The following is a 25959-nucleotide window of genomic DNA, read 5'->3' on the forward strand; positions in this document are numbered from 1 at the left end:
ACATTACACGAGCACCCGTTCGATGCCGCCGTCATTGGCGCGTTTCACGTAATCCGGCATCCAGTTCTCTCCCAGCAAGTGTTTGGCGATCTCCACGACGATGTAATCGGCCGTCGTGCCCGAATCGTCATTGTAGCGCGACAAGCCTTGCAGGCACGACGGGCAGCTGGTGAGGATTTTCACGTCGCCAGTAAAACCGTCGCCGCGCAGCTTGTCGGCGCCCTTGACCATCTCTTCTTCCTTACGGAAACGCACTTGCGTGGAAATGTCGGGGCGCGTGACGGCCAGCGAGCCCGATTCGCCGCAGCAACGATCATTCTTCTCGATCTTCACGTTGTCCACCGTGCTGATCAGGGAATTGATGGTCTTGCCCGATTCCTGCAGCTTCATCGGATTGTGGCATGGCTCGTGGTACATATAGCGCGTGCCGTTGACGCCTTCCAGCTTCACCTGTTTTTCCAGCAGGTATTCATGGATATCCATGATGCGGCAGCCGGGGAAAATCTTTTCAAACTGATACGTGGCCAGCTGGTCGTAGCAGGTGCCGCACGAGACGAGCACCGTCTTGATGTCCAGGTAATTGAGCGTGTTGGCCATGCGGTGGAACAGGACGCGGTTATCCGTCATCATCTTCTCGGCCTTGTCGAACTCGCCCGCGCCCCGCTGCGGATAGCCGCAGCACAGGTAGCCAGGCGGCAAGACCGTCTGCACGCCCACTTCCCACAGCATCGCCTGCGTCGCCAGGCCCACTTGCGAGAACAAACGCTCCGAACCGCAGCCGGGGAAGTAGAACACGGCTTCCGTATCGGCCGTGGTCGTCTTCGGGTTGCGGATGATCGGGATGACCTTGTCGTCTTCGATGTCGAGCAGCGCGCGCGCCGATTTCTTCGGCAGGTTGCCCGGCATCTTCTTGTTAATGAAGTGGATCACCTGCGCCTTGACGGGCGGCTTGCCCGTCGATGGCGGCGGCGCCTTGGTTTGCTTTTTCGCAAACTTCTTCAGCAAATCATGGCCCAGGCGCTGCGCCTTGTAACCCCAGCCGATCATGACCTTGCGCGTGGCGTTGATGGTCACGGGATCGGTGGCGTTGAGGAACATCATCGTCGCCTTGGTGCCGGGATTAAAGCTCTTCTTGTCCATCTTGCGCAGCAAATTGCGCATGTTCATCGACACGTCGCCGAAGTCGATGTTCACGGGGCAAGGCGTGACGCATTTGTGGCAGACCGTGCAGTGGTCGGCCACGTCCTCGAACTCTTCCCAATGCTTGATGGAAATACCGCGGCGCGTCTGTTCCTCATACAGGAAGGCTTCGATCAGGGACGAGGTCGCCAAGATCTTGTCGCGCGGCGAGTACAGCAAGTTCGCGCGCGGCACGTGGGTCGAGCACACGGGCTTGCACTTGCCGCAACGCAAGCAATCCTTGACGCTGTCGGCGATGGCGCCGATGTCGCTTTGCTGCATGATCAAGGACTCATGCCCCATCAGGCCGAACGATGGCGTGTAGGCATTGCGCAAGTCGGCGCCCATGCCCGGCAGGTTCAGCAGTTTGCCCTTGTTGAAACGGCCTTCGGGATCGATGCGCTGCTTGTAGCTGCGGAAGTCGCCAATCTCTTCTTCCGTCAGGAATTCCAGCTTGGTGATGCCGATACCGTGCTCGCCGGAAATGACGCCATTGAGCGAGCGGGCCAGTATCATGATGCGGCCCACGGCTTCGTGGGCGTCCTGCAGCATTTCGTAATTATCCGAGTTGACGGGCAAGTTGGTGTGCACGTTGCCGTCGCCCGCATGCATGTGCAGGGCGACAAACACGCGGCTGCGCAAGATGCGCGCATGAATCGCCGTCGCTTCGTCGAGGATCAGCTTGAAGGCGGCGCCATTGAAGATCTGACGCAGCTGGGCGCGGATTTCCTGCTTCCAGGTAATACGCACGGTGCGGTCCTGCACCACGTCGAACAGGGTGGCGTTCGGCTGCGTTTCCAGGCGCGCATCGAAGACGGGCAGCAAGCGTTCCATGCCCAGTTCGGCCAGTTCGTGCTTGACGTCCACCAGCGGGCGGTCCAGCTGGCCCAGCAGATAGGTCCAGCGTGCCGTCACTTGCGCCAGCAACTGCTGCGCCTGCTCGGCGCGGTCGCCCAGCATTTCAGCATCGTCCACGCGGTCATCCGACGCATCGTCGCTCTTGCCGATTGGCAAATTCCCCTTGGCAAAGAATTCGCTGAGGGCGTCGGCCAGTTGCAGCTTGTTCTTGATCGACAGCTCGATATTGATGCGTTCAATACCGTCCGTGTATTCGCCCATGCGATTGAGCGGGATCACGACGTCTTCATTGATTTTAAAGGCGTTGGTGTGCTTGGCGATCGCCGCCGTGCGGGCACGGTCGAGCCAGAATTTCTTGCGCGCTTCGGGGCTGACGGCCACAAAACCTTCACCCACACGGGTGTTAGCGATGCGCACCACTTCCGACGCCGCTTGCGCGACGGCATTTTCATCGTCGCCGACGATGTCGCCAAACAGGGCCATCTTCGGCAGCACGCCCCGCTTCGACTTGGTGGCGTAGCCGACGGCGCGCAGGTAGCGCTCGTCCAGGTGTTCCAGGCCCGCCAGGCGGATGCTCGTGTATTGCTCGCCCTTGGCCGGCAAGCCGTCGAGGTAATCCTTGATTTCCACGATCGATGGAATGGCGTCGCGCGCCTGGCCGAAGAATTCCAGGCAGACGGTGCGGGCGAATTTCGGCATCTTGTGCAAGATCCAGCGCGCCGACGTGATCAGGCCGTCGCAGCCTTCTTTCTGGATGCCCGGCAAGCCGGCGAGGAATTTGTCCGTCACGTCCTTGCCCAGGCCTTCCTTGCGGAACTTGCGGCCAGGAATTTCCAGGATTTCCGTCTTGAACGGCGCGTTCGGTTTTGTCGCGTCGCGCGTACTCGGGTGACGCCATTCCAGCTGGAAACGTGCCAGCGCGATATCGTGGATCTTGCCCAGGTTATGGTCGAGGCGCGTGACGTCGAGCCAGTCGCCATTCGGGTCCACCATGCGCCACGACGCCAGGTTGTCCAGCGCCGTGCCCCACAGCACGGCCTTCTTGCCGCCCGCATTCATGGCGACGTTGCCGCCGATGCAGGAAGCATGCGCGGACGTCGGGTCGACGGCAAAGACGAAACCGGCCTTTTCCGCCGCTTCCGACACCTTGTTCGTGATCACGCCCGCGCCCGAATGGATCGTCGCGTATTCGTGCGTGAGGCCTGGCAAGACCGTCATTTCCACGGCGCCCAGGGTAATCAGTTTTTCCGTGTTGATGACGGCCGACATCGGCGTCAATGGAATCGCGCCGCCCGTGTAACCGGTGCCGCCGCCGCGCGGGATGATGGTCAGTCCCAGCTCGATACAGCCCTTGACGAGGCCGGCCATTTCCTCTTCCGTGTCGGGCGTGAGCACGACGAACGGGTATTCCACGCGCCAGTCGGTGGCGTCCGTCACGTGCGACACGCGCGTCATGCCGTCGAAACGCACATTGTGCTTTTCCGTGTAGCGGCCCAGTACCTTGACCGTGCGCTTGCGCAAATCGTAGGTCTTGCGGAATTCGTCGCCAAAGTCAGCCACGGCCTTGCTGGCAGCTTTAAGCAGCAGTTCCACGTTATGGCTGCGCGCCTGCGCCACTTCCGGCGTTTCGCCGGCCGCCAGCGCGTCGCCGCCGGCCGCATCGATGGACAGGCGGCGCTTGTCGACTTCGGCCAGGCGGTGATGCAAGGCGTCGATCAAGCCCTGGCGGCGCTTCGGATTATCGAGCAGGTCATCCTGCAGATACGGATTGCGGCGCACGACCCAGATATCGCCCAGCACCTCGTACAGCATGCGGGCGGAACGGCCCGTCTGGCGGGCGCCGCGCAGCTCGTCGAGCAGGCGCCAGGAGTCCTCTCCCAACAGGCGTATGACGATCTCGCGATCGGAAAACGACGTGTAGTTATACGGGATTTCGCGCAGGCGGCTTGCTGCGGGACCATTCGGCGTTTCTGCCAGTAAAGCTTGGATATGTGCGGGAGCGTTCATGGAGTGTGGTGACGATGTGGACTGGACCCTAAAGGACCATTTTATCTTATTGCGCCGCACCATGCGGGAACAGCCTTATGCCGCCCAAGGTTTAAGCAGGTCCGAGGCAACCATAGCAAATATGGCCAAGCCACATTTTGCATGAATAAAAAATCAGACTATTTGTCTTTTTCGCGTAAAAATGCCAAGAATCGGACTCGGCTGCAAACTATCAGCCTGCCCAAAAATGGGGCAAATGGGCGTTGCAGGGCAGCCCATTCAGGCCAGCATCCTGCCCACCCAGTGCCAGAAACCATCGGGCACGTACAGCAGCAGGGCCGTCATGGTCAGATAGCGCGCGCACTTGCCGACGGCCATGTAGGCCACGCTGGGCCAGAACGGCAGCTTGAGCCAGCCGGCCAGGGTGCACAGGGGGTCGCCCACGACGGGCAGCCAGGCCAGCAGCATGGTCTTGGCGCCATAGCGGGCCAGCCAGCGGAACCAGCGCGTGTCGCGCTCCTTGGCGAACGCCTGCTTGGCGCGGTAGCCCATCCAGTAGTCGACCACGCCACCCAGGGTATTGCCCAGGGTGGCGACCAAGATGACGGACCAGAACAGGGCGGGATTGGCCTTGATGACGGCAAACACGGCCGGCTCCGAGCCCAGCGGCAAGAGAGTGGCGGAAATAAAGCTGATCAGAAAGACCGAGGTCAGCCCGACTTCCGGCGCGGCGATCAGCTGCAGCAGCCAGGCGATTGCGGATTCGATCATGGAACACTTCGCGGTGCGGTAAGGCTCTCCATTATAATGAAGAGCAGCCTGGGCGCCGCACACATCGCGCCGGCCGGCAAAGGCCTACCCGCCCGCAGTTCCACAGAGCACTATTGTCGCCTGGCTATCCGCCGCGGCGCAGCCGAGATCGACCGACACGCTCCAGACCCCTTCTGGCCCAGAATCACTTGCTTGCAGACTATGAACATCGACTACCTCAAGAAAATCCTGATCGCCCGCGTCTATGACGTTGCTTCCGAAACGCCGCTGGAACTGGCCCCTGCCCTGTCGCAGCGCCTGAACAACCAGATTTACTTCAAGCGCGAAGACATGCAAAGCGTGTTCAGCTTCAAGATTCGTGGCGCCTACAACAAGATGTCCAAACTCAGCGAAGCGGACCGCAAGCGCGGCGTAATTTGCGCCTCGGCCGGCAACCATGCCCAGGGCGTGGCCCTGTCGGCCGCCCGCATGGGGTGCCGCGCCGTCATCGTCATGCCGACCACCACGCCGCTGGTGAAAGTCGAGGCCGTCAAGGGACGCGGCGGCGTGAACGTGGAAGTGGTGCTGCACGGCGAGTCCTACACGGATGCCTACAACCATGCGCTGACCCTGGAAAAGGAACAGAAGCTGACCTTCGTGCACCCGTTCGACGACCCGGACGTGATCGCGGGCCAGGGCACGATCGGCATGGAAATCCTGCGCCAGCACGCCGGCCCCATCCACGCCATCTTCGCCCCCATCGGCGGCGGTGGCTTGATCGCCGGCATTGCTGCCTACGTGAAACAGATTCGTCCCGACATCAAGATCATCGGCGTGCAAAGCGTCGATTCGAACGCCATGGCCCGCTCGCTGAAGGCGGGCGAGCGCGTGACCCTGAACGACGTGGGCCTGTTTGCCGACGGCACGGCCGTGCGCCTGGCCGGCGAGGAAACCTTCCGTCTCGTGCAGGCGTATGTCGATGAAATCATCACGGTGGACACGGACGCCATCTGCGCCGCCATCAAGGATGTGTTTACGGACACGCGTTCCATCCTGGAGCCGTCCGGCGCGCTGGCCGTGGCCGGCGCCAAGGCCTACGTGGAGCGGGCCAGCCTGTCGAAGCACCCCGTCAACCATGAAACATTGATCACCATCGCCAGCGGCGCGAACATGAATTTCGACCGCTTGCGCTTTGTCGCGGAGCGGGCCGAGCTGGGCGAATTCCGCGAAGCCGTGTTCGCCGTCACCATGCGCGAACAGCGGGGCAGTTTCAAGCGTTTCTGCTCGCTCATCGGCGCGCGCAACGTGACGGAATTCAATTACCGCATCAGCGACGAGCAGGCGGCGCACGTGTTCGTCGGCATCCAGATTGCCGACCGGCATGAGTCCAGCGTGCTGGCGAAGACGTTTGAAGAACACGAATTCAAGACCCTGGACCTGACGCACGACGAACTGGCCAAGTCGCACATCCGCCACCTGGTGGGCGGCAAGAGCCGGCTGGCGCAGGACGAACTGCTGTACCGCTTCGAATTCCCCGAGCGTCCGGGCGCGCTGATGCGCTTCCTCGACAGCATGGCGCCGAACTGGAATATTTCCTTGTGTCATTACCGCAGCCAGGGCGGCGACGTGGGCCGCATCCTGATCGGCCTGCAGGTGCCGCCCGATGAAATGGGCGAATTCGCCCGCTTCCTCGATACCCTCGGTTACCGTTACTGGGATGAGAGCAGCAATCCCGTGTATAAGCTGTTCTTGGGGTAAATGGAGTACGCCTAACCAAACCTACTGCGCGTCGGTATAGGTAGCTTGCGATGCTCACCGTACTAAAGTACGGTTGCGCTTCTCGGCCACCTCTGCCTTCCGCTCGCTACGGTTTTGTTAGGTGTTGAAATTGCTCGGACCAGACTGATTCCTTTGCGCCAGTGCTTGCCGTCCTAGTAAATAGGCTACCATGCGTCCTTGACTGAATTCACGCCACACGACCATGACCACCACCAACGACCTCGCCGAACTGTCTCCCCTGGGCAAAAGCTCCGCCTACCGCAGCGATTACGCGCCGGAACTGCTGTTTCCCATTCCCCGCCAGGGCAAGCGCGACGAGCTGGAATTGCGCGGCACCCTGCCCTTCTTCGGCCTCGACATCTGGAATGCCTATGAACTGTCATGGCTGAACCAGCGCGGCAAGCCGCAGGTGGCCATCGCCAAGGTCAGCGCGCCGGCCGATTCGCCCAACATCATCGAATCGAAGTCGTTCAAGCTGTACCTGAACTCCTTCAACCAGACCAAACTGGACAGCCCGGAAGCCCTGTTGACCTTGCTCAAGCAGGATTTGTCCAACGGTTTCGGCGCGCCCGTGCAGGTGGAACTGACCTTGCAGGAAGATTTCGGCAAGCTGAAAATGGGCGAGTTCGACGGCGTGCTGCTGGACCGCCTGGACCTGGAAATCACGCAATACACGCCCTCGCCGCAGCTCCTGAAGGCGGCGCTGGACGAAGCGCCCGTGGAAGAAAAACTCGTGTCGCACCTGCTCAAGTCGAACTGCCTGGTGACGGGCCAGCCGGACTGGGGCAGCGTGCAGATCGAGTACGCGGGACCGCAGATCGACCAGGAAAGCCTGTTGCGCTACCTGATCGGTTTCCGCGAGCACAATGAATTCCACGAGCAGTGCGTGGAGCGCATCTTTGTCGATATCTTGCGCCAGTGCAAACCGCAAAAGCTGTCCGTATATGCGCGCTACACGCGCCGCGGCGGTCTCGACATCAACCCGTGGCGCAGCAACTTCAGCACGGGCACGATGCCGGGCAACCTGCGCAACGCGCGTCAGTGACATCTAGCAACAATCAAGCACCATCGCTTGCGACTGGAAAATGATGCAAACAGGAATGTTGGCTGTGTTTTAAAACAACGTTCCACAGGCAGGCGGATGGCACTCAAACACACGAAAAAGTCGGAAAATCGGCATTCAGCGACGCAAAAACCGGCCTACCCTGCGTTTTTAACGCAGAAATAGCTAAAACGCTTCGATGTTATTTTTTTGTTAAAATGAGACGTCATCATGCCGTAGCGCCCACTGCGCCCGCAGCGGGCGTATACTGTTGAGAATTGGCGTTACAGGCCGCGAAAACAGGCCTATAATTCGGCTCGCAAGCCCTCTGCGCATTGCACCATTTCATTGAGTGTCATGACTAATCTTAGCAAAATCTTATCCCTCGAAAACGTCCTCCTGGACCTGGAAGTCTCCAGCAAAAAGCGCGCTTTCGAGCAAGCCGGCCTGATCTTCGAAAACAATTACGGCATCGCCCGCTCCACCGTGTCGGACAATCTGTTTGCCCGCGAACGCCTGGGCTCGACGGGCCTGGGCCATGGCGTGGCCGTGCCGCATGGCCGCGTCAAGGGCAGCAAGACGCTGAAAGCGCCGCTGGGCGCCTTCGTGCGCCTGGCCGAGCCGATTCCATTCGAGTCGCCGGACGGCAAGCCCGTGAACCTGCTGTTTTTCCTGCTGATTCCCGATCATGTCACTCAGCAACATCTGGAAATCCTGTCGGAAATCGCCGAAATGTTTTCCGATGATGCTTTCCGCACGGCACTGGCCACGGATCCGGAGCCGAAATCCGTGCATTCGCGCATCGTCAATTGGCAACCTAGTCTTCAAGCGGCAGGTTAAACTTCAGGTATTCCTCCACTCCTGAAGAAGACTGCCATGTTGCAAACGCCGCTGACGATCCAACGCCTGTACGACGATAATCGTGAAAGTCTGCAACTGGGCTGGTTCGCCGGCTTTCCCGGCGGCGAACGCCTGATCTCCGGCGATGTCTCGTCGGCAGCCGACCAGGTGGGCCACTTGAACCTGATCCATCCGGGCCGCATCCAGGTCTTTGGCCACCAGGAAATCAATTACTACCAGCGCCTGAAGGTCAATACGCGCACCCACGTGATCGGCGAGCTGATCGCCGGCGGTCCGCCCGCCCTGATCATCGCGCAAGGGCTGGAAACGCCGCCCGACATCCTCGCCATCTGCGACGAGCAAAACATCCCCCTGTTCTCCACCCCGCTGCCGGCCGCGCAAGTGATCGACTTCCTGCGCGTCTACCTGTCGAAGAAACTGGCGCAGCGCATCATCATGCATGGCGTCTTCATGGACGTGCTGGGCGTGGGCGTGCTGATCACGGGCGACTCGGGCCTGGGCAAGAGCGAACTGGGGCTGGAGCTGATCTCGCGCAGCCACGGCCTGGTGGCCGACGACGCCGTCGAATTCTCGCGCATCGCGCCCAACATGATCGAGGGCCGCTGCCCGCCCCTGCTGCAAAACCTGCTGGAAGTGCGGGGACTGGGTTTGCTCGATATCAAGGCCATCTTTGGCGAAACGGCCGTGCGCCGCAAGATGCGCTTGAAACTGATCGTCCACCTGGTGCGCCGCAATGCGCTGGAGGAAGAGGTCGAGCGTCTGCCTTTCCTGTTCCCCACGGAAGACGTGCTGGGCTTGCCCGTGCGCAAGGTCGTCATCCCCGTCGCCGCCGGCCGCAACATCGCGGTGCTGCTGGAAGCGGCCGTGCGCAATACCATCTTGCAACTGCGCGGCATCGATACCTTGCAGGAGTTCATGGAGCGGCAACGACTCGCCATGAGTGGCGATTAATGTTGCAAGGAGTTCGCCCTTGCAAGGGCGAACCGTTGCGCAGGCACGCAGCAGTGCTGCGTGAATTCCCTGCTGCACCAACGACTCGCCATGAGTGGCGATTAATGTTGCAAGGAGTTCGCCCTTGCAAGGGCGAACCGTGACGCAGGCACGCAGCAGTGCTGCGTGAATTCCCTGCTGCACCAACGACTCGCCATGAGTGGCGATTAATGTTGCAAGGAGTGCGCCCTCCCAGCTGCGCGACGGTTTCACTTATTCAACAAGATAACCAAGACTAAGGTACGAATTGCAATAATCTGTAAAGATAATTGCTGCGGGAGCACAGGGCCGCTCTTTATTGTATGATCGGCCTATGCATATCGTCCTTATCACCGGAATCTCCGGCTCCGGCAAATCCGTCGCGCTCAATGTGCTGGAAGATACCGGTTATTATTGTGTCGACAACCTGCCGCCCGCATTGTTGCCAAGCCTGGTGCAAACCCTCCTCGATGAGGGCACGCCGAAACTGGCCGTGGCCGTCGATGCGCGCAGCGCCGAATCGCTCGTCAGCCTGCCCCACAATGTGGCGCTGCTGCGCGACCAGGGACACGATGTCAAGGTCATGTTCTTGACGGCCACCACGCATTCGCTGGTGGCGCGCTTCTCGGAAACGCGGCGCAGCCATCCCCTGTCGCACGAACTGCGCCCGAACCAGAATCCCGCCAGCCGCCGCACCCTGATCGAATGCATTTCGGAAGAGCGCGAACGCCTGTCGACCATCGAGCAGCTGGGCCATGTGATCGACACGTCGGAACTGAGCGCCAACAAGCTGCGCGCCTGGATCAAGGAAATGGTGGCGTCCGAACGCGCGCCGCTGACCCTGTTCTTCGAATCGTTCGCCTTCAAGCTGGGCGTGCCGCTGGACGCGGATTTCGTCTTCGACGTGCGCGCGCTGCCCAACCCGTATTACGACGTGGCCCTGCGCCCGCTGGACGGACGCGACGCTCCCGTGATCGCCTTCCTCGACGCGCAGCCAAGCGCGCTGGAGCTGCTGGCCGACATCCGCGCCTTCATCGAAAAATGGTTGCCGTCATTCAAGTCCGACAACCGCAGCTACCTGACCGTGGCCCTCGGCTGCACGGGCGGCCAGCACCGCTCCGTCTACATGGCGGAACGCCTGGCGCAGTACTTCGGCCCCAACGAGCGCGTCGTCCTGCGCCACCGCGAACGCAGCTAGTTAATCGAGGTGGCGCAGCGGATGCGCCAGGGCTGGCCAGACGGGCGCAAAGAAGGCTGCCACCATGGCAGCATCGACCTCGTCCAGGCTGGCAGGCTGCCAGCGCGGCGCATTGTCCTTGTCGACCACCAGCGCGCGCACGCCTTCGAGCACTTCGCCATGCGTGAAATTGTGGCGCACCACCGTGCGTTCCATGCGCAGGCAATCGGCCACGCCCAGGTGTGCGCCCCGCTGCAGCAATTCCAGGGTCACCGACATCATCAGCGGCGAGCGCAGGCGCATGGCCGCCAGCGCCTTGGCGGCAAACGCGCTGTCGTCCTGCGCCAGCGAGGCCATGATGGCCGCCACCGAAGCGGCGCCGAAGTGGCGGTCCAGCGCCGCGCGCGCCGCGGCCAGGGGAGCAGCGCCCGCCTCGGCCTGGAGTGGCGCCGCCAGCGCCTTGATGGCGACCGGCAAGGCCTCGCCCGGCGTCGACTCGAACAGGGCCAGCAATGCCCCCATCTGCGCCTCGGGCAGGTACACGTCGGCCAGGCCCGTGTACAGGGCATCGGCCGCGCCGATGGTCAACCCCGTCAAGCCCAGGTACAGTCCCAGACGGCCCGCCAGGCGGGACAGGAAATAACTGCCGCCCACGTCGGGGAACAGACCAATGTTGACTTCCGGCATGGCCATACGCGTGCGGTCTGTGACGATGCGCAACTGGTTGCCGGGGCCCGCCTGCGCCACGCCCATGCCGCCGCCCATCACCACGCCATTCATCACGGCAATATAGGGTTTCGGATAGAAATGAATGAGGTGGTTGAGGGCATATTCTTCCGTAAAGAAATCTTCCAGCAGCGCGCTGCCCCCTTGCGGCGTGGCCAGGCCCGCATCGTAAAAGAAACGGATGTCGCCCCCGGCGCACAGGGCCTTTTCACTGCTCGAACGGATCACCACGGCTTCCACCTGCGGATCGTCGCGCCAGGCCAGCAAGGTGGCGCTGAGGGCGCGCACCATCTCCAGCGACAGGGAATTCAAGGCTTTCGGACGGTCGAGCACGATGTGGCCCGTGCGGTTGCGGATAGAGGTCTGGACAAAGTCGCTCATGGCAGAATGGAAAGAAGTGAGTGTGGGAGCATTCTAGCGCCTGCGCGGCGAACCATGCGGACAACAGGTCCAGGCGCAAAAAAGGGCGCAATGTGCGCCCTTAGTTGATCACAACCGGTTGAAAGTCGCGGCCCGCTTAAGCGGCGGCGAATTCTTCTTCCGAGCTGTCTGGCAGATGCTTGATCGCCTCTTTACCGTGCCCTTGCACTTTGGTCTTGTACTTCATCACTTGCCGGTCCAGTTTGTCGATCAGGGTATCGATGGCGGCATACAGGTCTTGCGCCAGGCTTTCCACGTAGACGGTCTTGCCGCTCAGACGCAGGTTGACTTCGGCCTTTTGGCGTTTTTCTTTCTCTTTGAGGTTGTCGACGGTCAGAATCACGGCAATATCGATGACTTGATCGAAATGACGTTTTACACGTTCCAGTTTCGTTTGTACGTATTCACGGATGGCTGGTGTCACTTCGAGATGATGTCCGCTGATGGTGAGATTCATACACACTCCTAAAGATGATTCGGGTTCGTGCGGTCCATCGTATCCGGCCCGCAGAGGAACCGAAAAAAACTTACAAACACTTACGCAGGCTCACTGGCGGAATTTTCAATGCTTCCCGGTATTTGGCAACAGTACGTCGCGCAATCACCATGCCTTGTTCCCCCAGCATGTCCGCAATCTTACTGTCGGATAAAGGATTTTTAGGGTCTTCTGCTCCTGTCAGTTGCACGATCAATGCCCGTATCGCCGTCGATGACGCTTCGCCCCCCGCTTCGGTGGCGACGTGGCTACCAAAGAAATATTTCAACTCGAACATGCCGTGCGGGGTCAGCATGTACTTTTGAGTTGTTACCCGCGAGATAGTACTCTCGTGTAAACCCAGTGTATCAGCTATTTCACGGAGCACAAGGGGGCGCATGGCAACGGCCCCATGCGAGAAAAAGTTCTTTTGTCTTTCTACTATCGCCTGCGCCACGCGCAGGATGGTGTCGAAGCGCTGGCGCATGTTCTTGATGAGCCACTTGGCTTCCTGCAGCTGTGCGCCCATGGCGCCTTCGCCCTTGCCCTGCTTCAACAAATTGGCGTACATGGCGTTCACGCGCAGGCGCGGCATGACATCGTTGTTCAGGGTCACTTGCCAGCCATTGCGGGCGCGCTTGACGACGACGTCGGGCACGACGTAATCGGACACGTCCGAGGCAAACACGGCGCCCGGGTGCGGGTTGCACAGGCGGATCACCGTCTGCGCCTCGCGCAAGTCTTCGTCGTCGCAATCGAGGGCTTTTTTCAGCTTGTTGAAATCGCGCTGGGCAAACCAGGCCAGGTGCTTTTCCACGATGACGAGGGCCATGCGCCGCGTCACCAGGGCAACGTGCGGCAAGCGCTTGATCTGCAGCGCCAGGCATTCGGACGCATTGCGCGCACCTACGCCCGGCGGATCGAAACTTTGCAGCAGGGCCAAGGCCGTGCGCAGCTCGTCGGCGTCGATTTCCAGCTCTTCCGGCAAGCGCGCCAGGATGTCGTCGAGCGACTCTTCCAGGTAGCCATTGTCGTCGAGGGCGTCGATGATCAGCTCGACGAGCGCGCGGTCGCGCAATTCCAGCACCGTCACGCGCATCTGCTCCATCAGGTGCTCGCGCAGGGTGCAGTGGTGGGCCTCGAGTTGCGGACGGGAATCTTCGTCGTCGGGGGCCTTGCCGCGGCTCGCTTCGCTCCAGTCGCTGTCGGCGCCGTCCATGGCGGCCGGGCCCTCGCCCGCATCACCGTCAAACGTCTCGCCTTCCGCCGGCGCGGCGGGGGCCTCCTGGCCAGGCGGCTGGGGCGGCGCCTCGGCCGGCGCGGCCGTGGAACTCAGGGCGCCATCGGAGAGCAGGCGCAGCGAACGGTCGAGCGGATCGTCGAGGCGCTCGAGCAGGGGGTTGTCCGTCAGCAGTTGCTCGAGTTCCTGGTGCAATTCCAGGGTAGACAATTGCAACAGGCGTATCGATTGCTGCAACTGCGGCGTCAGTGCCAGGTGCTGCGAAGTGCGCAGCTGCAATGATTGTTTCATTGGCTCACATGCGGAAGTGTTCGCCCAGATAGACCCGGCGTACCGACTCGTTCGCGATGATGTCGTCGGGGCGTCCCGACGCCAGCACCGAGCCCTGGTTGATGATGTAGGCACGGTCGCAGATACCGAGCGTCTCGCGTACATTATGGTCCGTGATCAGCACGCCGATATTGCGCTCCTTCAAGAAACGCACGATGCGCTGGATCTCGATCACGGCGATCGGGTCGACGCCCGCGAACGGTTCGTCGAGCAGCACGAAGCGCGGGTCGGTGGCCAGCGCGCGGGCGATCTCCACGCGGCGGCGCTCGCCGCCGGACAGGGACAGCGCCTGGTTCTCGCGCAGCTTCTCGATCTGCAGGTCGGCCAGCAATTTGTCCAGGCGCTCCTCGATCTCGGCCTTCTTCAGGGGACGGCCTTCGACGGTCTGGATTTCCAGCACGGCGCGGATATTGTCTTCCACCGTCAGCTTGCGGAACACGGACGCCTCCTGCGGCAGGTAGGACAGGCCCATCTGCGCGCGGCGGTGGATCGGCAGGCTGGAGATATCCACGCCGCTGATGTCGATGGTGCCGCCATCGGACGGCACCAGGCCGACAATCATGTAGAACGAGGTGGTCTTGCCGGCGCCATTAGGCCCCAACAGGCCCACCACTTCGCCGCATTCGACTTGCAGCGACACATCGTGCACGACTTGCCGCTTGCCATAGGTTTTTTGCAGTCCGCGAACGATCAGGGTGCTGCCGCAACGTGTATTTTCCATTATTGCTTTCCTGGCGCTGGCGCCGCAGGCGCTTTTTCCGCCGCTGGGGCCTTGGTCTTCGGCTGGATCACCATGCGCACGCTGCCGGCACCGGGAGTGCTGGTGCCGCTGTCGGAATTTTCCATCGTAAACACTTCCTTGCGGCTGTCATACGAGATGAAGGCGCCATTGGCCACGTCCGTCGGCTTCGTACCTTCCAGGCGCGTCAGCTTGGCCTTGGAAAACAGTTTCACCACTTCCGTCTTGTTGTCGTATTCCACGCGCTCCGCCTCGCCCTCGACCCACAGGTCGCCCGCGCCGTCGCGCTTCTGGCGGAAGGTGGCCAGCTTGCCGGGATCGGCCCAGAAGGTGATGAACTGGTAGCCTTGCGGGTCTTCCGTGATCAAGGCGCGGCCCGCCTTCATGGTCAGCGTGCCCTTCACCAGCACGACGTCGCCCGTCAAAGTGCGCGTCTGCTTGACGTCATCGACCTGGCCGCGCTGGGCCGTGATGACGGCTTCCTTCTCGGAATCGGCCTTTTCGGCATGCGCCGTGCCCATCACGGCGAGTGAAAATAGGGTCAGCAGCAAGATGTTTTTCATATTATGGTTTCCTTGTTTCATTCTGTCATTTGGCCGCGGCAGCTGGCCGTGGTTTCGGCGGCAGCACGATGCGCAAGGCATTCTGCACTTCCACCACGCCGGTCGCATTGTTCGCCTTCATGCCCACGCCGTTGATGCGCGAGGAACCCGTCAGGATATCGACAGGCACGTCCGTTTCCATCCGTTCTTCATCCGGGTACACCGTCAGCGCTTCCGTCTTCAGGGTCAGGTTCTGCGCCTTCGGGCTGGCCACGCGGTCGACGACGACCTGGCGGTGCAGTTGCAGCCGGGTATTATTCTGGTCGATATGCGCCAGTTCCGCGTTCATGTTCATCGGCGGCATGCCGGGCGTGAGCTTGCGCACGAAGGGCTGGTCGATATCGGACGAATCGTCGGCCGGGTAATGCGTGAGCTTGGTGCCCGACACGATGTAGCTGGGCTTGCCCGTCAAATCCATGCGCACCAGGCTGAAATTGGTGATGAAATAATCAGGTTCGTCGAGGTGCTTGCTGGCATTGATATCCTGGGCATTCTTGTTCATCACCTCGAGCAGCCAGAAGCTGCCCAGCGCGACGACAACCGCACCCAGCACGGTAAAAATGATGCGCCAGCGATGGGCGCCTCCTGGCTTTTGCATAGTGCTTCACTCTCTCCAATGGCCCTGGCGGCAAGGCGCGGGCCTCACTCCAGGAACGGCGCCATGACGCGCGCATAGTTGTCCTGGGCGCGCAGCAGGAATTCACAGATCTCGCGCACGGCGCCACGGCCGCCGCCGGCCTGCGTCACATGGTGCGCCAGGTCCTGTACTTCCGCGCGGCCGCCCGGCACGCTGACGGCAAAGCCCACGCGGCGCAGGATGGGCGCATCGATGACATCGTCACCGATATAGCCGCATTGTTCTTCCGTCAAGCCCGTCAGCGCCAGCAGTTCACGGAACGGCGTCAGCTTGTCATGGCCACCTTGATGCACATGGGTAATGCCCAGGTCTTGCGCCCGACGCGCCGTGATGGGCGAGCGGCGCGCGCTGATGATGGCCGTCTGCACGCCCGATTCCTGCAGCAGCTTGATGCCCAGGCCATCATACACATTAAACGTTTTCATCATTTCGCCGTCCGGGCCGAAATGCAGGCTGCCGTCGGTGAGCACGCCGTCGACGTCAAAGATCATCAGTTTGACCTTGGCCGCGCGGGCCAGGTTGTCCGCTACGCTGTCCATCAGATCACCTTCGCTTGCGTCAGATCATGGATATGCAGGGCGCCCACCAGCTTGCCGTCGGCGTCCACCACCAGCATCTGGTTGATGCGGAACTGCTCCATCACGGCCACGGCATCGACGGCCAGGCGTTCGGGCGCGATGCTGCGCGGCTGCGCGTGCATGACGTCGCGGATGGCCACTTGCGTGAAATCCTGGACGCGCTCGAACATGCGGCGCAGGTCGCCATCGGTAAACACGCCCACGGGACGGTCGTCCGCATCGACGATGGCCGTCATGCCCATGCCCTTCTTCGTCATTTCTTCCAGCGCCTGCAGCAGCGACGCTTCCACGGGCACCTTCGGCACCCGCTCGCCGCTGCGCATGACGTCATGCACGTGGGTCAGCAGGCGGCGGCCCAGGGCGCCGCCCGGGTGCGAGCGGGCAAAATCTTCTTCCTTGAAGCCGCGCAAGTCGAGCAAGGCCACGGCGATGGCGTCGCCCAAGGCCAGGGTGACGGTGGTGCTGGCCGTCGGCGCCAGATTCAGCGGACAGGCTTCTTTCTCAACAGAAATATCCAGGTGCACGTCGGCCAGCTGGGCCAGGCTCGAATTCGGCTTGCCCGTCATGGAAATGAGCACGCCGCCCATGCGCTTGACGACGGGCATGATGGCCATCAGTTCCGACGATTCGCCCGAGTACGAGATGGCAATAAAGGCATCATCCGAGGTGACCATGCCCAGGTCGCCATGGGCCGCTTCGGCCGGATGCACGAACAGAGCCGGCGTGCCGGTGGACGCGAGGGTGGCGGCGATCTTGCGCGCGATATGGCCGGACTTGCCGATGCCGGAGACGACGACACGTCCCTTGCATTGCAGTAACAGCGCGACGGCGCGGCCGACGCTGTCGTCCGTGGCCAGGCGCGCGTGCAGCGCATTGATGGCGTCGGACTCGATCTGCAAGGTGGTGCGGGCCAGCGCGACGGCGCGCTCGGTGGTCGCTTGCATGTCAATTCGATCAAAAGCTTTCAGCATTGTTTTTTCATGGGTTACACTCATGCCCAAAGTATAAACGAATTAGGAAAGCAAAAAACTTGCCAGTCACAACAAACAACGATTTCCACTGACCGCACCGGGCAACCCATGTTTTCCTCGCTTGAACTGACCCTGATGTTACTCGGCAGCGCCGTGCTGGGCGTGGTCGCTTTCAGAATGTTGCACTTGCCGCCCATGCTGGGCTACCTGGCCGTCGGCATCGTCATCGGCCCCCACGCGCTGGGCCTGGCGGCGGAAAACGAGGCGAGCCACACCCTGGCCGAGTTCGGCGTCGTCTTCCTGATGTTTTCCATCGGCCTTGAATTCTCTCTTCCCAAGTTTCTCGCCATGCGGCGCATCGTCTTCGGGCTCGGCATGGCGCAGGTGGTCACCACCATCGTCGCCACCGTCGTCTTCGGCTGGTTCGTCGGGCGCTACCTGTCCGCCTATATCCACCTGAGCTGGCAGGCCGCCTTCGCCCTGGGCGGCGCGCTGGCCATGTCGTCGACGGCCATCGTCTCGAAGATGCTGACGGAGCGGCTGGAACTGGAAAGCGAGCACGGCCGCAAGATCATCGGCATCCTGCTGTTCCAGGACCTGGCCGTCGTGCCCCTGCTGATCCTCATCCCCGCCCTCACCCGCGATTCGGACAACCTGGCCGAAACCCTGGCCTGGGCCGGCGGCAAGGCCCTGGTCGTCCTCATCTTGCTGTTGTTCCTCGGCCAGAAGATGGTGCGCGGCTGGCTGACCATCGTCGCCAAGCGCCGTTCGCAGGAATTATTCATGCTCAACCTGCTCCTGATCACCCTGGGGGCGGCGTGGATCACGGAACGGGCCGGGCTGTCGCTTGCCCTGGGCGCGTTTGTTGCCGGCATGCTCATTTCCGAGACGGAATTCAAGCACCAGGTGGAAGAGGATATCAAGCCCTTCCGCGACGTGCTGCTGGGCCTGTTCTTCATCACCGTCGGCATGCTGCTCAATATCCGCGTGGTGCTCGACAACTGGTGGCTCGTCCTGCTCCTGCTGTGCGGCCCCGTGCTGCTGAAATTCGCCCTCATCGCGGGGCTGGCCCGGCTGTTCGGCTCCAGCAACGGCGTGGCCCTGCGCACGGGACTGGGACTGGCGCAGGCGGGCGAGTTCGGCTTCGTGCTGCTGAACCTGGCCGGCGGCATCAAGCTGATGGACCCCTTCGTCGTGCAGGTGGTGCTGGCGTCGATGGTGCTGTCGATGCTGGTGGCGCCCTTCCTCATCGCCAAGTCCGACGCCATCGTCATGAAACTGGCCGCCAACGACTGGATGATGCAGTCGCTGGCGCTCACGAAGATCGCCACGCGCACCATGGCCGCGCAAAAACACGTGCTGATCGCCGGCTTTGGCCGCAGCGGGCAAAGCCTGGCCACGCTGCTGGCGGAGGAAAAGATCGAATATCACGCGCTGGACCTGGACCCGGAACGGGTGCAGGAAGCGCAGCTGGCCGGTGCCCACGTGTCGTATGGCGACGCGGGCCGGCGCGAAAGCCTGGTGGCGGCCGGTATCTACCGGGCCAGCGCCGTCGTGATCACGTATGCGAACACGCCGTCGGCCCTGCGCCTGTTGCATTTGCTCAATGACATGGCACCCACCTTGCCCGTCATCGTGCGCAGCCACGACGACAGCGATCTCGACCAGTTGAAGAAGGCGGGCGCGGCCGAAGTGGTGCCGGAACTGATGGAAGGCAGCCTGATGCTGGCCTCGCACGCGCTGATCATGATGGGCGTGCCCCTGCGCCGCGTGGTGCACCGCGTGCAGGCGGCGCGCGAGGAGCGCTACGCCTCGCTGCGCGGCTATTTCCATGGCAGCAGCGACGCGGGCGACGATGCCGAACTGGAACGCCTGCATACGGTCACCGTCAGCGAAGACGCCCATTGCGTGGACCTGCCCTTGAGTGCGATCGACGTGGCCGGCTGCGGCGCGTTTGTCACGGCCATCCGCCGCGGCCGCGGCCGCCTGGAGGTCACGCCCGAGACGCAGCTGGCCAGCGGCGACGTGGTGGTGCTGCGCGGCACGGCCGACGCCGTGGCCAAGGCGGAAACCTTGCTATTGAAATAATCAGCCGGCGGGCGGCTGCCAGCTGACGACCTTGTTGCGGCCATCGGCCTTGGCCTGGTACAGGGCCTGGTCGGCGTGCGCCACCAGCTGCTGCGCCACCGTCTCGATGGGCAGCAGCGCCGCGTCCCCGTCCAGGCTGGCCACGCCGATGGACACGCTGACCCACGTCTGCGTGCTGCCCGGCAAGTCGAACATGGTGCCGGCGATGCTGGCGCGGATGCGTTCGGCCACGAAAGTGGCGCTGTCGAGGTCGGCATCGATCAGCAGCACGACGAATTCCTCGCCGCCGAAGCGGCCCAGCGCGTCCGAGCGGCGCAATTCCTGGCGGATGCGCGCGGCTACTTCGCGCAGCACTTCGTCGCCACCCTGGTGGCCATGCGTGTCATTGACCGATTTGAAATGGTCGATGTCGATATACATGCATGAAATGCAATAATTCTGGCGCCGCGCGCGCGCGATTTCTTCCAGCAGACGCCGGTCGATATAGCGGCGGTTATACACGCCCGTCAGGGAATCGGTGAGGCCGATGTATTTCAGCATTTCATTGCTGATCACGTTTTCCAGGCAGATGGCGATGATGGACGCCATGTGCTTGATGAAATCCGTGCCCAGCACGGGCGTGAAGCGCGTCACGTCGCTGCTAGCCAGGTTCAGGCTGCCGATCAGGCGCTTGTTGCGCAGCAAGGGTACCAGGGCCACGCTGCGCAGGGGCGCGTCGATTTGCGGAAACCGGGGGCCATGCACGGCGGCGTCGAACTGGCCCAGCAAGGGCAAGGGCGGCAAGGCCGCTTCGCCCTCGGCCACGGGCAGCGGCGGCGCAAAGCCCAGCTGCGCCACCTCATGCACGAACAGCAGTTGCGGAAAGGCGCTGAAATCGACGCCCAGCTTTTCCATCACGAGCACGATATCGTCGTCTTCGTCGAGCAGGCTCAGGGTGACGCCATCGAGGTCGGAAATGACGGGCAAGGTGCGGAAGATGGTGCCGATCAGCTCGGGAAACGTGGACGCGCCGACGATTTCCAGGTCGAACGCCTGGTGGCGGCACATGATGTCGTGGTTGCGCTCGACTTGTTCCAGCAAATAGGCCATGCGCGCGCGCAAGGCCTGGTTCTCGGCTTCAAGGCTGGCAATGCGCTGGGCCGGCGCGGCGGCATCGCTCCCCGGCTGGACCGGCTCTGGCGGTATTGCATGATTCATAGAAACCTTAAACCCTTCTGTGCGGGCGCCGCGCTTAAAATGCCAGTTCGAAACCGATTTCCTGTCCCACCACGATACGCTCGTCGCCGCCGGCGGTGACGATGGCATTCATGCCGAAGCAGATGGCGCCGTCGAGCTCGGGCTTGGCGCGGTAGCCTTGCATGACGTCGAGCGGGTCCGGACCCGGCACGCCCGTGGCCTGGTCCACGGATGGGATGGGGCAGCGCGAGCACGGCTTGACGGGTTTTAAGACGGTGGCGCCGAACTGCAGGAAATCGGCGTAGTCTTCCTCGAAGGCGCCGATGCCGCCGATGACCAGGTTCGGGCGGAAACGGTTCATCGGCAGCGCCTCGCGGCCGGCGGCGCGCAGCCTGTCATTGACATCGGCCAGCGAGGCATTGCCGGCGATCAGCACCGGGTAGCCATCGGCAAACATGGTCGAGGCGGCAACGCCATCCGTCCAGGTGGTGCTGGTGGCGCGCACCACGTCCGGGTGAAAGCGCGCCAGGCGGCACGGCACGCCGATGGCCTGGGAAAACCAGGTGGCCGTGACCTCGTCGCAATCGTAGGCGCGCACGGTATCGTCCCACACTTGCACGTCCAGCATCGGTGCCAGCTGCGGATGCGGCAAGCCCAGCTCGATTTCCAGGCGCAGCATGCCCGGCGCGCGCAATTCCAGGGTGGTGGCCTTGATGGACGGCACGATCAGCGCCATGCGCGGGTGTTCGCGCTGGGTCAGGAAGCGGCCCTGCGGGTCCACCACCATCCATTCGCGGTCAAACACGTGCTCGCTCATCAGGCCGGAACGCGTCAGCACCGCCTCGCGCAAGTGGATACCGGCGCAGGATTTGATGGGGTACAGAATGATGTCGGACAGGATGGCCATGGACCAAGGCAGTATCGCAGCTTCTGCCAGGAAGTTATTCAGAAGCGAAGTATGGCAGCAAAGCGGGCAAGCGTAAATCCGCCAGGCTCAGCCCGTGTGGCTGGCCCGGCGTGACGGCGATCAATAGGTATAGAAAATGCGCTGGATTTCTTGCGTGCTGTTGGTTTTGGTCAAGGCCAGCATCAGCAGGATGCGGGCTTTTTGCGGGTTCAGGGTGTCGGAGACGACACTGTCGAGTTCATCGTCATTGGCTTCGCCATTGCGCGCCACGATGCCTTGGCCGACGCGGCTCGAACGCACGATGAGCACGCCCTTCTGGCGCGCTTCCACCAGGGCCGGCTTCATTTGCGCGGCCACGCTGCCATCGCCCACGCCGGCGTGGATGATGCCCTTGGCACCGGCGGCGATGAAGGCGTCCATGCCGACGCGGTTCATGTTGGCGTAGCCATACACGATGTCCACTTGCGGCAGGGCATCGAGCTTGCTGATGTCAAATTCCGATTCCAGCGTGTGCTTGCGCGTCGACTGGCGGTAGAAAAACGCCTTGCTGCCCTGGATGTAGCCCAGCATGCCCAGTTCCGGCGACTTGAAGGTATCCGTGGTGGAGGTATTCGTCTTGGTGACTTCGCGCGCGGCGTTGATCTGGTCGTTCAAGGCCACCAGCACGCCCTTGCCCACGGCTTCCTTGCTGCCCGCCAGCATCACGGCGTTGTACAGGTTGATGGGACCGTCGGCCGAAATGGCCGTCGACGGGCGCATGGCGCCCACGACAACGACGGGTTTGTGGCTTTTCACGGTCAGGTTCAGGAAATACGCCGTCTCCTCGATGGTGTCCGTGCCGTGCGTGACGACCACGCCATCCACGTCAGGCGAAGCCAACAGCACGTTGATGCGCTTGGCCAGGGTCAGCCAGTGTTCATTGCCCATGCTTTCGCTGGCGATCTGGAAGACTTGCTCGCCTTTCACATTTGCCACTTTCTTGAGCTCCGGCACGGCCGCGATCAGGCGCTCCACGCCCACGGTGGCCGAGGTGTAGCCCACGGTGGTGGTGCTGTCGGCGCCGCTGCCGGCGATGGTGCCACCCGTGGCCAGGATCACCACATTCGGCAATTTGACGGCCGCCTGCTGTGCGCGCGCGGGCGCGGCAGCGATAAAGCCCATCAGCAAGGTGGCCAGCATCAACTGTGCACAAGAATGGAATTTGCGTGAAAACATGGTGCTCCTGTTCGGTGATGGGTCAAAGATAACAAAGTCGTGTGCAAATTATATGTCATCCATGCCCGGGAATTCCCCATTTCACCACGCCGGCGCAAACGTGCGCCCCCGTCCGTGCGCTACAGTGGCGTCATGTCCACACTGCCGCCCCCGACCATGCCGCGCCGCGCCATCCTTGCCCTGGTATTGATGGCGCTATGCGCCTGCTCCATGCAGGTGGAACTGCGCATGGCGGCACAGCAGGAGCAGTTCGGGCGCGAGGCGGCCAGCCAGGGCGACTGGGCGCAAGCCCTGCGCAGCTATGCGGCCGCGGCCAAGAATGTCGAACTGGGCCATGGCGACGCGGCGTGGCAAGCCAGGCTGCACTACCAGGCCGGACGCGCCGCCAGCGCCGCGTGCCGCGACGAGGCGGCCAAATGGCATTTCCGCAACGCCATCGCCCTGGCGAGGCAGGACGGACAATCGCCAGCCCCCGGCGAGTTGATGGACCGGTATCAAGGCCAGGGCAAGGCGTGCGGCGCCGGAGACTAGCCGCCACAAAAAGATTGCATCAAAGAAAAAGTTGTAGATAATGGCAAGCTTGGCCCGTGCGGCGCCCGCCGCGCGCCAGCACACCGATTCTATGCCTGCCAGCAAACTCCTACCCATTATCCTGCTCGCCGCGCTGTTGCCAGCCTGCCGCAGCATGCCGCCCTATGCGGGGCCGCACGGTCCCGGCACGCCCGCCGTCATCGAAAGCTTTGTAACGCCGCTGAGTTTTTGCGGCTTGCTCACGCCGGGTATTTGTCATGCCGACATCTTGTTGATCGACAAAAGCAAGCTGACGCAAGAATTGCCTGAAATCGCCCTCGACGCCGGCCCGCACCGGCTGGTGGTGCGTTGCCTGAGCAATATGACCCTGGCCACGGGCGGCAACGAGACGTCGATCCACACGTTCCGCATGGATTTCCGTCCCGGTGCCCGCTACCGCTTCGACGCCAGGGTCGTCGACAACCGCTGCCAGCTGGCCATCGCCGACAAGGCCAGCGGACTACGCAGCGAAGCGGTGGAGACGCATTAAACAGACTGATCAGGTCATGGCACCGGCAGGACACGCAAACGGGCAATAAAAAAACCCTGCAAATCCATGACTTGCAGGGTTCGTTGTCGCCCCATCTGAGGCTGGTGCCTGGAATTAGACGTTGAACAGGAAGTTCAGCACGTCGCCGTCCTTGACGACGTATTCCTTGCCTTCGGCGCGCATCTTGCCCGCTTCCTTGGCGCCCGCTTCGCCCTTGTAGGCGATGAAGTCATCATAGGCGATGGTTTGCGCGCGGATGAAGCCACGTTCGAAGTCGGTGTGGATCACGCCGGCCGCCTGCGGCGCCGTGGCGCCCACGGGGATGGTCCAGGCGCGCACTTCCTTCACGCCTGCCGTGAAGTAGGTTTGCAGGCCCAGCAGCTTGTAGCCGGCGCGGATCAGACGATCCAGGCCTGGCTCTTCCATGCCCATGTCGGCCAGGAAAGCGCCCTTGTCGGCGTCGTCCAGGTCGGCGATTTCCGCTTCCAGCGCGGCGCAGATGGCAACGATAGGGGCGTTCTGCGATTTCGCGTAGGCAGTCAGCTGGTCCAGCAGCGGGTTGTCCGTGAAGCCCGTGTCCGACACGTTGGCCACGAACATGGCCGGCTTGGCCGTGATCAGGCACAAAGGCTTGATCAGTTCCATTTCGTCGGCATCCAGGCCCATGGCGCGCACGGGTTTCGCATCGTTCAGGTACGGCATCATGCGTTCCATGATAGCCAGCAGCTTGGCCGCGTCCTTGTCGCCCGAGCGGGCTTTCTTGTTTTCGCGGTGGATGGCTTTTTCCACGGTGCCCATGTCGGCCAGCGCCAGTTCGGTCTGGATGACTTCGATATCGTCGAGCGGGTTGATCTTGCCGGCCACGTGGATGACGTTGTCATCTTCGAAGCAGCGCACGACGTTGACGATGGCGTCCGTTTCGCGGATGTGCGACAGGAACTGGTTGCCCAGGCCCTCGCCCTTCGATGCACCGGCCACCAGGCCGGCGATGTCGACGAATTCCACGATGGCGTTGACCATGCGTTCCGGCTTGACGATGGCGGCCAGCGCATCCATGCGCGGATCCGGCACTTCGACGACGCCGACGTTCGGCTCGATGGTGCAGAACGGATAGTTTTCAGCCGGAATGCCGGCTTTCGTCAGTGCATTGAACAGGGTGGACTTGCCGACGTTCGGCAAGCCGACGATACCGCATTGGAGACTCATGGAAAACCTTTAAATAATCAATATTGCCGGCAAGCGGCTGGTGCAAAACGGCCGTTGCGGGCGTTTTCTGGATAATCTTGCTGTATTAATGCTTGTAAGGGTCAATTGTACCTCTATGCACCCTACTCTTCAAAAAAACCGCCCCTGATGCGGCTAACTGCCGCCGTCGCCGTCGTCCGGCTGCGACGCATCGAATTCGAGGATGTCGCCGGGCTGGCATTCCAGCATTTCGCAAATTTTCGACAGCGTATCGAAGCGCACGCCGCGCACCTTGCCCGACTTTAAGAGGGACAGGTTCTGCTCCGTGATGCCGATGAAGGCGGCCAGTTCCTTCGATTTCACTTTTTTCCTGGCCAGTACCAGGTCGAGGCGCACGACGATACCCATCAGATGAACCCGCTGTTTTCATCGGCCAGGCGCTGGCCTTCATGGAGGATTTGCGCCAGAGCAAAGAACACTGAACACAGCAGCAAGGTCCACAGGTCGCCGCCCGTGATGTCGACCACCAGGCGCAACTGGCTCGCCCCCTGTTCCAGCAAGCCGAACAGCATGCCCCGCACGGTCGGCTCCAGCAAGGTCAAGAACGTTCCCAGCAGCAAGCCGCCCGCGAAACGGCGAAAGTGCGCCACCACCTCGGGCGTGAAGTACACCCCGTGTTCGAACTGGCGCAAGACCCGGGCCAGCTGGCGCACGGCATCGCCCAGCACCAGCAAGGCCGGCAAGGCCAGCGCCAGGCCCAGTCCCCGCTGCCACAGGGGCATGGCGGCGAGGCGCTCGAATGGCTGGCCCTGCAATTGCAGCAACAGTTCATACATGCCGGCGCCGCCGACCGCGCCCTGCACGGCCGGCGCGGGCGCCAGCCAGCCCAGCACCGTCAGCAGCAGGTACAGCAGAAAGAATCCCGAGACGCCGTAGCGCACGCGCCGGCTCAGCGCCGCCGGCCCCGTCTGATTTTTTTTCATATTTAAAAATTTAAAAGTATACGAAA

At 62.1% G+C, this 25959-nt stretch carries 24 protein-coding genes; 8 read left to right on the forward strand and 16 right to left on the reverse strand.

Going from position 1 to position 25959, the window contains the following annotated elements; all coding sequences use genetic code 11:
• Positions 1 to 3 precede the first annotated feature (3 nt).
• Both AC07VL_RS03195 and AC07VL_RS03200 read right to left on the reverse strand, forming a co-directional pair.
• Complete coding sequence (locus AC07VL_RS03195; protein WP_494804596.1) at positions 4 to 4044, reverse strand: DUF3683 domain-containing protein; 4041 nt, start codon at positions 4042 to 4044, stop codon at positions 4 to 6.
• Positions 4045 to 4302: 258 nt separating this feature from the next.
• Complete coding sequence (locus AC07VL_RS03200; protein WP_494804597.1) at positions 4303 to 4794, reverse strand: YqaA family protein; 492 nt, start codon at positions 4792 to 4794, stop codon at positions 4303 to 4305.
• 201 nt (positions 4795 to 4995) lie between these two features.
• Here AC07VL_RS03200 and ilvA point away from each other — a divergent pair, with 201 nt between their 5' ends.
• The 5 genes from ilvA to rapZ all read left to right on the forward strand — a co-directional run bounded on the left by ilvA (position 4996) and on the right by rapZ (position 10622).
• The gene (ilvA, locus tag AC07VL_RS03205; RefSeq protein WP_494804598.1) at positions 4996 to 6531 is read left to right on the forward strand and encodes a threonine ammonia-lyase, biosynthetic; all 1536 of its coding nucleotides are present in this window, start codon (positions 4996 to 4998) and stop codon (positions 6529 to 6531) included.
• 223 nt (positions 6532 to 6754) lie between these two features.
• Entirely contained in the window at positions 6755 to 7597 is an 843-nt protein-coding gene (gene queF / locus AC07VL_RS03210; protein WP_494804599.1) for an NADPH-dependent 7-cyano-7-deazaguanine reductase QueF, read from the forward strand.
• A 354-nt stretch (positions 7598 to 7951) separates the two neighbouring features.
• Entirely contained in the window at positions 7952 to 8434 is a 483-nt protein-coding gene (locus AC07VL_RS03215) for a PTS sugar transporter subunit IIA (RefSeq protein WP_071079718.1), read from the forward strand.
• A gap of 36 nt (positions 8435 to 8470) precedes the next feature.
• Positions 8471 to 9406 carry an HPr(Ser) kinase/phosphatase gene (hprK, locus tag AC07VL_RS03220; protein WP_034753337.1) on the forward strand — a complete coding sequence of 312 codons (936 nt, stop codon included), beginning with the start codon at positions 8471 to 8473 and terminating at the stop codon, positions 9404 to 9406.
• Between the two features lie 352 nt (positions 9407 to 9758).
• Positions 9759 to 10622 (forward strand): RNase adapter RapZ, encoded by an 864-nt coding sequence (gene rapZ, locus AC07VL_RS03225; RefSeq protein ID WP_290603793.1) that lies wholly within the window; start codon positions 9759 to 9761, stop codon positions 10620 to 10622.
• Here the strand turns inward: rapZ and AC07VL_RS03230 are convergent, their stop codons facing one another.
• From AC07VL_RS03230 to AC07VL_RS03265, 8 genes are all read right to left on the reverse strand, one after another.
• A complete protein-coding gene (locus AC07VL_RS03230; protein WP_494804600.1) occupies positions 10623 to 11708 on the reverse strand; it encodes a 3-hydroxyisobutyryl-CoA hydrolase in 1086 nt (361 codons plus the stop codon).
• Between the two features lie 136 nt (positions 11709 to 11844).
• Complete coding sequence (gene hpf / locus AC07VL_RS03235; protein WP_152256799.1) at positions 11845 to 12204, reverse strand: ribosome hibernation-promoting factor, HPF/YfiA family; 360 nt, start codon at positions 12202 to 12204, stop codon at positions 11845 to 11847.
• 70 nt (positions 12205 to 12274) lie between these two features.
• Positions 12275 to 13753 carry an RNA polymerase factor sigma-54 gene (locus AC07VL_RS03240; RefSeq protein WP_494804601.1) on the reverse strand — a complete coding sequence of 493 codons (1479 nt, stop codon included), beginning with the start codon at positions 13751 to 13753 and terminating at the stop codon, positions 12275 to 12277.
• Positions 13754 to 13757: 4 nt separating this feature from the next.
• On the reverse strand, positions 13758 to 14513 hold the full coding sequence (lptB, locus tag AC07VL_RS03245; RefSeq protein ID WP_131375700.1) for an LPS export ABC transporter ATP-binding protein: 756 nt from the start codon (positions 14511 to 14513) through the stop codon (positions 13758 to 13760).
• Positions 14513 to 15094: a lipopolysaccharide transport periplasmic protein LptA gene (lptA, locus tag AC07VL_RS03250; RefSeq protein ID WP_494804602.1), complete on the reverse strand. Its 582-nt coding sequence runs from the start codon at positions 15092 to 15094 to the stop codon at positions 14513 to 14515. The genes lptB and lptA overlap by 1 nt, the downstream gene beginning before the upstream one ends.
• A 25-nt stretch (positions 15095 to 15119) precedes the next feature.
• Positions 15120 to 15731, reverse strand: a complete 612-nt coding sequence (gene lptC / locus AC07VL_RS03255; RefSeq protein WP_494804603.1) for an LPS export ABC transporter periplasmic protein LptC — start codon at positions 15729 to 15731, stop codon at positions 15120 to 15122.
• A gap of 44 nt (positions 15732 to 15775) precedes the next feature.
• Complete coding sequence (locus AC07VL_RS03260; RefSeq protein WP_494804604.1) at positions 15776 to 16309, reverse strand: KdsC family phosphatase; 534 nt, start codon at positions 16307 to 16309, stop codon at positions 15776 to 15778.
• On the reverse strand, positions 16309 to 17343 hold the full coding sequence (locus AC07VL_RS03265; RefSeq protein ID WP_494804605.1) for a KpsF/GutQ family sugar-phosphate isomerase: 1035 nt from the start codon (positions 17341 to 17343) through the stop codon (positions 16309 to 16311). The genes AC07VL_RS03260 and AC07VL_RS03265 overlap by 1 nt, the downstream gene beginning before the upstream one ends.
• Positions 17344 to 17427: 84 nt before the next feature.
• Here AC07VL_RS03265 and AC07VL_RS03270 point away from each other — a divergent pair, with 84 nt between their 5' ends.
• On the forward strand, positions 17428 to 19407 hold the full coding sequence (locus tag AC07VL_RS03270; protein ID WP_494804606.1) for a cation:proton antiporter domain-containing protein: 1980 nt from the start codon (positions 17428 to 17430) through the stop codon (positions 19405 to 19407).
• Here AC07VL_RS03270 and AC07VL_RS03275 read toward each other — a convergent pair whose 3' ends face one another.
• The 3 genes from AC07VL_RS03275 to AC07VL_RS03285 all read right to left on the reverse strand — a co-directional run bounded on the left by AC07VL_RS03275 (position 19408) and on the right by AC07VL_RS03285 (position 22651).
• Positions 19408 to 20604, reverse strand: a complete 1197-nt coding sequence (locus AC07VL_RS03275; protein ID WP_494804607.1) for a GGDEF domain-containing protein — start codon at positions 20602 to 20604, stop codon at positions 19408 to 19410.
• Positions 20605 to 20638: 34 nt separating this feature from the next.
• Positions 20639 to 21490: an MOSC domain-containing protein gene (locus AC07VL_RS03280; protein ID WP_494804608.1), complete on the reverse strand. Its 852-nt coding sequence runs from the start codon at positions 21488 to 21490 to the stop codon at positions 20639 to 20641.
• A gap of 120 nt (positions 21491 to 21610) precedes the next feature.
• Entirely contained in the window at positions 21611 to 22651 is a 1041-nt protein-coding gene (locus tag AC07VL_RS03285; RefSeq protein ID WP_290603800.1) for a type II asparaginase, read from the reverse strand.
• A gap of 186 nt (positions 22652 to 22837) precedes the next feature.
• Between AC07VL_RS03285 and AC07VL_RS03290 the strand changes: the two genes are divergently transcribed.
• Both AC07VL_RS03290 and AC07VL_RS03295 read left to right on the forward strand, forming a co-directional pair.
• Complete coding sequence (locus AC07VL_RS03290) at positions 22838 to 23236, forward strand: hypothetical protein (RefSeq protein WP_494804609.1); 399 nt, start codon at positions 22838 to 22840, stop codon at positions 23234 to 23236.
• Between the two features lie 91 nt (positions 23237 to 23327).
• Positions 23328 to 23765: a hypothetical protein gene (locus tag AC07VL_RS03295; RefSeq protein ID WP_494804610.1), complete on the forward strand. Its 438-nt coding sequence runs from the start codon at positions 23328 to 23330 to the stop codon at positions 23763 to 23765.
• A gap of 114 nt (positions 23766 to 23879) precedes the next feature.
• On the opposite strand, the gene ychF is transcribed toward AC07VL_RS03295, so the two are convergent.
• The 3 genes from ychF to AC07VL_RS03310 all read right to left on the reverse strand — a co-directional run bounded on the left by ychF (position 23880) and on the right by AC07VL_RS03310 (position 25933).
• Positions 23880 to 24971 carry a redox-regulated ATPase YchF gene (gene ychF / locus AC07VL_RS03300; protein WP_152256820.1) on the reverse strand — a complete coding sequence of 364 codons (1092 nt, stop codon included), beginning with the start codon at positions 24969 to 24971 and terminating at the stop codon, positions 23880 to 23882.
• A 153-nt stretch (positions 24972 to 25124) separates the two neighbouring features.
• Positions 25125 to 25358, reverse strand: coding sequence for a helix-turn-helix domain-containing protein (locus AC07VL_RS03305; RefSeq protein ID WP_034753279.1), 234 nt, complete (start codon positions 25356 to 25358; stop codon positions 25125 to 25127).
• Positions 25358 to 25933 (reverse strand): hypothetical protein, encoded by a 576-nt coding sequence (locus tag AC07VL_RS03310; protein ID WP_494804611.1) that lies wholly within the window; start codon positions 25931 to 25933, stop codon positions 25358 to 25360. The genes AC07VL_RS03305 and AC07VL_RS03310 overlap by 1 nt, the downstream gene beginning before the upstream one ends.
• Positions 25934 to 25959: the final 26 nt, after the last annotated feature.

It is taken from the genome of Janthinobacterium sp. GW821-FHT03C08 (genome assembly GCF_059420905.1).